The organism is Mesorhizobium sophorae (assembly GCF_002270415.1).
Taxonomy (GTDB): Bacteria; Pseudomonadota; Alphaproteobacteria; order Rhizobiales; family Rhizobiaceae; genus Mesorhizobium; species Mesorhizobium sophorae.
Genome location: NZ_NNRI01000002.1, coordinates 95901 through 102310, shown reverse-complemented (window position 1 = coordinate 102310; position 6410 = coordinate 95901). Strand labels below are relative to the sequence as shown.

Here is a 6410-nt window from a genome sequence, read left to right as displayed (position 1 = left end):
ACCATAATGTGGAGCGAGGTGAAGTTCTCAAGCCTCTTTGCCTTGGTCCGAACCTTAAGCGCCAGCAGCTCCTTGCCGATATTGGAGGATGCATCAAAGAGGAACTGCCTGCTTCGCAGGCGGGAGTAAGCGGGGTGTGTGCTGGGAAGCTCGTGCTTGACAAACGAAGCCAGCACCGCGCGCGACAGGACCAGATACTCACCGGCTTGGTTAGTCAGCACGTACCGCTCGTCGTCTAGCGGCGAAAAACGAAAGTACGCCAGCTGATAGGTGTCGTCCAACGGTCGTTGGAACTCAGTTGCCGGAGCAAACTTAGTCATCGGACTGGAGGCCCGATCTGGAAAACGCCAGCGCCAGTATCGCGTTTCTAACCGTGGCGGTTTCGGCGGCGATGCTGCTACGCAGGTCCTGATCCAAGACCTCTAGCCGCAGCCTTTCTACCGCTGCGTCGGCCGAAGTTCGCGCGGCCGCCTTGCTGAAGTTGATCGTGCATACTGCGAAGCCGCTTTCGATCGTGATCTCAACCGCAGCGTTGCCGGTTATCCGATACGCTGCGCGCTTCACACAGTCGAGGCCGAAGACTGACAGATCAAACCTGACTTGGGCAGTCTGGACGAGCTCGCTCTCGCGAGAAGTGTCCGCCATCAACAATAGCTGTAGCCAGAGCAGTGAGATCCGTGACTAGCATGGCTCGAATGGCTGGTGTGGTACGCCATGATAACGTCCGTACCATTTGAGCGGTCGAGCACCTCACCGTAGCCGAGGTCCGCCGGAACAGTGCCAGCTTCAGCGAGCTTGGCCGAAGGCTGATTTGCCGATTCGACAAGAACTGCAGCCTGAACTTGGCCGCCGAGAATCATCGTGGCCGACAAGGCCATTGGTGACAGGAAATTGCGCTTCGACATTATCCAAACCCCCGTTTGTACGGACTCATTAGCAAAACGGGCCAAGCCGGGCAAGTACCGATTGTGGAGAAGTGCTTAAGAGATCACTAAATGTTCCGACCAAATACTGTATTGTGGAGGTTACGGGTTCCGACTTCTGAGCGGAATCGATCGTCATTTTCGCGCTGAACGCGACGGGTCACCTGCGATGACCCGCGCAACATAAGTTATCGCGCCGTGCTTATTGATAGTTGCGGCGTCGCAGCTATCGCAGCAAGCGGTGTGGTGGGTTCTCGGCGCACGTGTTCCAAAAACCCACTCAAGGATCCGCTCTGCAAGGCTCAGTTTGTGCCGTCCCTCGTTATCGCCGAAATAGTCGCGGATCGACTTACGAAGACAAGAGGTCGAGCGGAGCATCCCGGCCACTTGATCGATATTCTGGGTCCGCTGCTCCAGCATGACCGCTCTTTGGTGTTCATCCCCCGGTGCATTCGAAACAGTCATCTCGGCCATGAATTTGAGGCGGCCCGTATCACCTCGGCCCTTACCGTCGTGGAACATGACAGAAACCGACGGCTTCCCATCTCTTCCAGCGCGGCCAAATTCCTGCAACAGGTCTTCAACAGATGCTGATTGTTGCCAGTGCACCACCAGCCGCACGTTAGGAACGTCGAGGCCCATGCCAAAGGCGTTGGTGCAGATGATCTGATCGACCACCGGGCGGCTCTGCCCCAAGAAGCGTTTGACCAGTTCCTGCCGCTCCCAAGCGTTGCCGAGTTTGGAATGATAAAATGGGAGATTCAACCCCAGAGATGACAGAGCCGCCTTGAGTTCGTCGCCGACTTTAACCGTCGGGACAAAGATCATGGCCTTTTGCGCCCTCAACTGGGTGAGATTTAGCATGGAGGCGATCTCCTCCGCCCGCCGGTCAGCTCGGCAGTGCCGCCGCAACATGGCAATGTTCGGTCGATCCACGTCACGGACGAAGACCTTTGCATCCGGGATGCCAAGCGAAGCGAGTATCCGGTCCTGCATTTCCTTTCCAGCGGTGGCTGTGAATGCGAGGACGGGAGGAGCACCAAGTTTTTCGCGCACTTCGCGTAGCCGACCATACTCAGGTCGAAAGTCCTCGCCCCAGCGGTCCACGCAATGGGCCTCGTCAATGATCAGAAAGGACGGCTCGCTGAGCCTGAGCTGGCCGCGCTCGGCATCACTACGAACAAAAAAGCGCTCCGGCGCGACGTAGAGGAGCTTAATGGCCTTCAGAGCTAGGAGAGCAAAACGGATACCCTTCTCCTCGCGGCTCAGATCACTATTGATGAAAGTCGCCGGAATCTTCTTTCCGAGAAGATCGGAGACCTGCTCGGCCATCAGGGCCTTCAAGGGAGAGACAACAAGGGCAACACCGCGCCTCAGCACCGCGGGGAGCTGAAAGCACAGGGTTTTGCCGGACCCTGTAGGACTGACGACTAACACGGATTTTCCCGAAAGCGCCGCCAATATGATCGGCAACTGACCGTGACGAAATCGCTGCAGCCCGAACAGACGTAGAGCAGGTCCGAAGTTACCTGTGGCTTCGGTCACCACTCCTTCGCGGTCCAGCCATCTCGCGAGCCTCACGGCCCATCTCTCAATCGCCCTTCTTGCCAGACCACCAGCCAAGTTTGGGTGATGGCGCGCGTGGCAGCCGTCGCAGAGGGGAACTAGGTTCGACATTTCGTCGGTTCCGCCCATCGAGCGGGGGAGCAGATGGTGGACGTCCGCATCCGCCGACGTGAGCCTGATGCCGCAAGACACACAGCAATTGCCGTCGCGCCGCAAAACCTGCTGCCGGATTATGGACCAGCTATTGGATGGCACGTTCAGATCAAATTTCCCCAATGTAGTCAGCAGTTAGCAGGGTAGTCCCTCGAATGCATCTAAAGGCTACGCGGAATAGTGAGAGGTCGCAGTTAAAACCGAGTGTAGGAAGCTATTGACAGGTTTGGCGGTCGGAGGCATTGCCCTGTCGTTGAGGGGATTTGGGCAGCATGATGAAACTGATTTCAGCGTTGTTGGCCGCCGTCCTCCTTGCGGTCTCACCGGCAGCGGCCGAGCCCAAGTTCGGCGACTATCCCACCAAAATGTACCTCAAAGGGAAGCCCGTCCTGCCAAAGTTCGCGGGCTCCGCTGCTCAATTCAAAACGAGGATTCGGAACGGCATGAAGTCCGGCTCGAATTACGGCGGCCACTTCTCCCTCATCGAAATCGGCTGTGGCACGTCGTGCATCTTCGCGTTTCTGATCGACGGCCGCGATGGCAGGCTGGTCGATTTCCCGCTCGGCGGCGAGGACAACTACCAGCTTCAGCTCCAATACGGCATTGACAGCACTCTCCTGCAGGCTGACTGGATGGACACGAGCAACGGCAAATATGACACGTGCGTCCGGCGCTTCTACGATGTGGGATCGGGGAATCTGACGAAGATCTCCGAGAGCACGTATACGATCAAACCATCCTCGTTTTGCAGCCAGTGACAACGGATCGGGTCGCGCGTCTCAAGGCTTGCTCTTCCAACTAGAATTCACGCGTTTGTGGCAGGCGGGAGACCGATTTGCTAAATTGCGAGCATGGCGGCCGAGAATCAACACTACGTTCCTAAGTTCATCCTGCGACAGTTTCTTTCCGACAAGAAACGCGAGCAGGTCTCAGTCTTCGACAAACACACAGGCAAGACCTTCATAACGTCCATCAAAAACATGATGGCGGAACGCCGCTTCAACGACTTCACTTTCGACGACGAATGGATTGCATCCTTTGAGCCGATCGCTTGTGCTGCCGAGCACCAGATTCAACCAAGCTATGGAAAGGTGTTGAAAGACCGACGGCTCGACAACAGCCCCGAGCAAAAAGCCGCGTTGGCGATGATGCTGGCGTTTCAACTGTTGAGAACTAAGGCCGCCCGCGATCAATGGCAGGCAATAGAGGAGGCGCTCGTCAAGAAGGTCGAAGAAAGTGGCGGGAGAATGCAGGATGTTCGCGGGTGGGAAGGCTGGCAACCTATGACCGAGGATAGGCTGAAAAGGGAACATCTTCTGAGCATTCAAGGCAGCATCGGGGACTACGCCCAACTCATTGCCGCAAAGGATTTTGTGCTGGCAGAGCCAGCGCCGGGGCGTGGCTTCTATCTAGGTGACAATCCGGTTTGCCTTGCCAACGCGCTTGATTTTGGTCCGCGCGGCAATCTTGGCTTGGCCGTTAAAGGCATTGAAATCTACATGCCGCTCGCATCGGACCTTATGCTCTGCGCATTCTGTCCTTCGATCATCGAAGGGTTGAGGGAAACCCACAGGCGAACAAAGAACGCTTGGCAGGCAGAGGCAGTGTCGCGTCTAATGAAAGGTCAACTTTCAGCAGCTGGGATGAGGCAGTTTCTGGATGCGGCAACGGCTACAAACAGGCCAATCGAGGAGTTGCTTTCGGCTGCTGCGGACGGCCACCCTGTCTCGTCGAACGATGACAATATGGACTACTATAACTCTCTGCAGACCTCATACGCTTACCGCTACATCGTGTGCCAGCAGGCGGACTTCGCGTTGGCGAAAAGGTTCAACGGCGAGAACCCCGCGTTGAAGCGAGGGCGCAGGATTCAGGTCGCTTAGGGAAAGATCTCAGCCAACAGCTCGGGTCAAAGCGCGAAGCCGGGTCGCTGCTTGAGGATGGTCGCAACAGATCGAGCAGCGATATCCTTCAAAGCCTCTCGGCCCTCTAGACCTGCGACACACAGCTTAGCGATCTCTGCACCATGCATAAACCTGATGGTCTTATCCACTGCCATTCAGAGCCGTGAGCAGGCTGTCGTAGTCGAGAACAAGCAGCCGGTGCTTGGAAATACGGCCATCGACGTTAAGCCAAACCTGTTTAGCCGATCGCTTCCCGTGCCCAGACTCCACAATCCGTTCGGCCTGAAGCTGACGGAGAAGACCCTTGGCCGCCGATCCCACAGCGTTTCGAAATGCGGCCTGTGTGATCATCAGTTCCGTGTTTCCCGATTTGACCCGCCGATATCCTTCGAAACCCGCTTGCAGCTTGGGGGTGGAGTTTGTCACGACGGGGAAGCGCTCGGCATCTTGAACGGCCATCAAAAGATTCGCCTTCGCGTCCTCTAACGCCCGTTCCAACCCCCCGTTTGTCTCCAAGCAGCGTAGGTAGAGGCGCTTGCACACTCTGAGCGGTAGATTTTTTGGCCATGGCAGCAAGCCATGGCGGATTGCTAATCTGCCAGCGGCATAGACAAGCCCGAACTTGGCTGCGACACGACTATCGACCCCGGCACTTGTGGGACACGCTTTTTCGACGAAGCGATCTATCTCGCTCGCAAGTCCGGCGGCAAAGATCTGTCGCTGCTGCTGCAGCAGCCTAATCCATTGACGGCCGATGGTCCCGTGCGCCGTTTTGCAGGCCGTAAAGAGGTTGCTTGAGCGCTTTCCGCGCTCCCTAAGACCCTCGCTCGCTGGCACTCGATCCCAGATGCCGCCCTCGCTTCTGTTAGGCACCGGTACATCGATCCAGCGAGCCCTGTCACCATCGGTCCAAGTGTGATTGGACCCCGCAAACTCCTTTTCCATAACGTCCGGACCAGTGCTAATCGCCCAACCGCGCCAACGAAGCTGGGGTAGGCCCTTCTCAACAATTTGGGCGTAGGCGCGAGAATTACCGTCAGTGAGAGTGTGGGCTATCGAAGCGATTGCGTGGTAACGGTTTCGAGATGTGAGCGGTAGTTTCTCCGTATCGTCGAGGATCAGTTGCAGGTCGCTGTTGGCCGCTGCACGTTCATGAAGACCACGCTCACCGGCCTGCCAACTGGGTAGGGGGTGCGGAGCTCCATAGACTGAAGCGCCAGCCATAAGCGCAGTTGATTTTCCGGTTGAGCCTCGTCCGCCAAAGTGAAAAATCGCGCCTTCTGGAAGCTCGGTGAAGTTGAATAGAGGTGCCGACAACGCCTGCATGATGGCAAATGCGGCGTAGCTCGATTTTGCTGCTGACTGCGCGACGGAGCGCTTCCAAGTATCAGATGTCTCGGCCTTCTTGGCCAATCGTTCTGTCCCTCGTATCAAATGCTCGTGAACGCGATATGTCCCCTTGGGGGCTCCGATAGCCACCTTGCCAAACATGAACACGTCGCCAACCCAGCCGGAGGTCCCCGAGATCACGCAGGCCTGAAGAGGGATCGCTGCAATGATTTGTGCCGTCCAAAGCTTTTGCTGGTCGCCATCGTTCGGCCAATTCGCGCCTCGGTCTATCAAGGCCTCGATGATGTCTTTAGGCGCAGTCGTAACGGACATCGGCAGCAGCAGCTTACCGCTTCCGCCGCCAAACGTCGGGAAAGAAAGTCCCAACAGGTGCGCACCCGAGGAGCCGTCCGCAAAGCGCCGGACGAACCACTTTTTCGCAGGCTGTCCATCGTCGGCCGACGGAATCTGGACGGCTTGGACCAACTGGACACGCAACTTGGTTTTCTTAGACATTGCCCTCTGCCTCACCTGC

7 protein-coding genes are annotated in these 6410 nt (G+C 57.0%); 2 read left to right on the top strand and 5 right to left on the bottom strand.

Translation table 11 applies throughout. The annotated features are described in order from the left end of the window. From CGZ66_RS02750 to CGZ66_RS02735, 4 genes are all read right to left on the bottom strand, one after another. Positions 1 to 281, bottom strand: a 281-nt coding sequence (locus tag CGZ66_RS02750) for a hypothetical protein (RefSeq protein WP_206073653.1), incomplete at its 3' end; no start/stop codon positions are given. 31 nt (positions 282 to 312) lie between these two features. Continuing rightward, on the bottom strand, positions 313 to 645 hold the full coding sequence (locus tag CGZ66_RS02745) for a hypothetical protein (RefSeq protein WP_095081309.1): 333 nt from the start codon (positions 643 to 645) through the stop codon (positions 313 to 315). After that, on the bottom strand, positions 645 to 905 hold the full coding sequence (locus tag CGZ66_RS02740; protein ID WP_127218519.1) for a hypothetical protein: 261 nt from the start codon (positions 903 to 905) through the stop codon (positions 645 to 647). The genes CGZ66_RS02745 and CGZ66_RS02740 overlap by 1 nt, the downstream gene beginning before the upstream one ends. A gap of 153 nt (positions 906 to 1058) precedes the next feature. After that, positions 1059 to 2681 carry a RecQ family ATP-dependent DNA helicase gene (locus tag CGZ66_RS02735; RefSeq protein ID WP_245330980.1) on the bottom strand — a complete coding sequence of 541 codons (1623 nt, stop codon included), beginning with the start codon at positions 2679 to 2681 and terminating at the stop codon, positions 1059 to 1061. A gap of 233 nt (positions 2682 to 2914) precedes the next feature. On the opposite strand from CGZ66_RS02735, the gene CGZ66_RS02730 reads away from it, so the two are divergent. After that, complete coding sequence (locus CGZ66_RS02730) at positions 2915 to 3400, top strand: hypothetical protein (protein ID WP_095081307.1); 486 nt, start codon at positions 2915 to 2917, stop codon at positions 3398 to 3400. Positions 3401 to 3493: 93 nt separating this feature from the next. Continuing rightward, a complete protein-coding gene (locus CGZ66_RS02725) occupies positions 3494 to 4525 on the top strand; it encodes a DUF4238 domain-containing protein (RefSeq protein ID WP_095081305.1) in 1032 nt (343 codons plus the stop codon). A gap of 162 nt (positions 4526 to 4687) precedes the next feature. Here the strand turns inward: CGZ66_RS02725 and CGZ66_RS02720 are convergent, their stop codons facing one another. Beyond that, the gene (locus tag CGZ66_RS02720; RefSeq protein WP_143748649.1) at positions 4688 to 6391 is read right to left on the bottom strand and encodes a DUF927 domain-containing protein; all 1704 of its coding nucleotides are present in this window, start codon (positions 6389 to 6391) and stop codon (positions 4688 to 4690) included. Positions 6392 to 6410 lie beyond the last annotated feature (19 nt).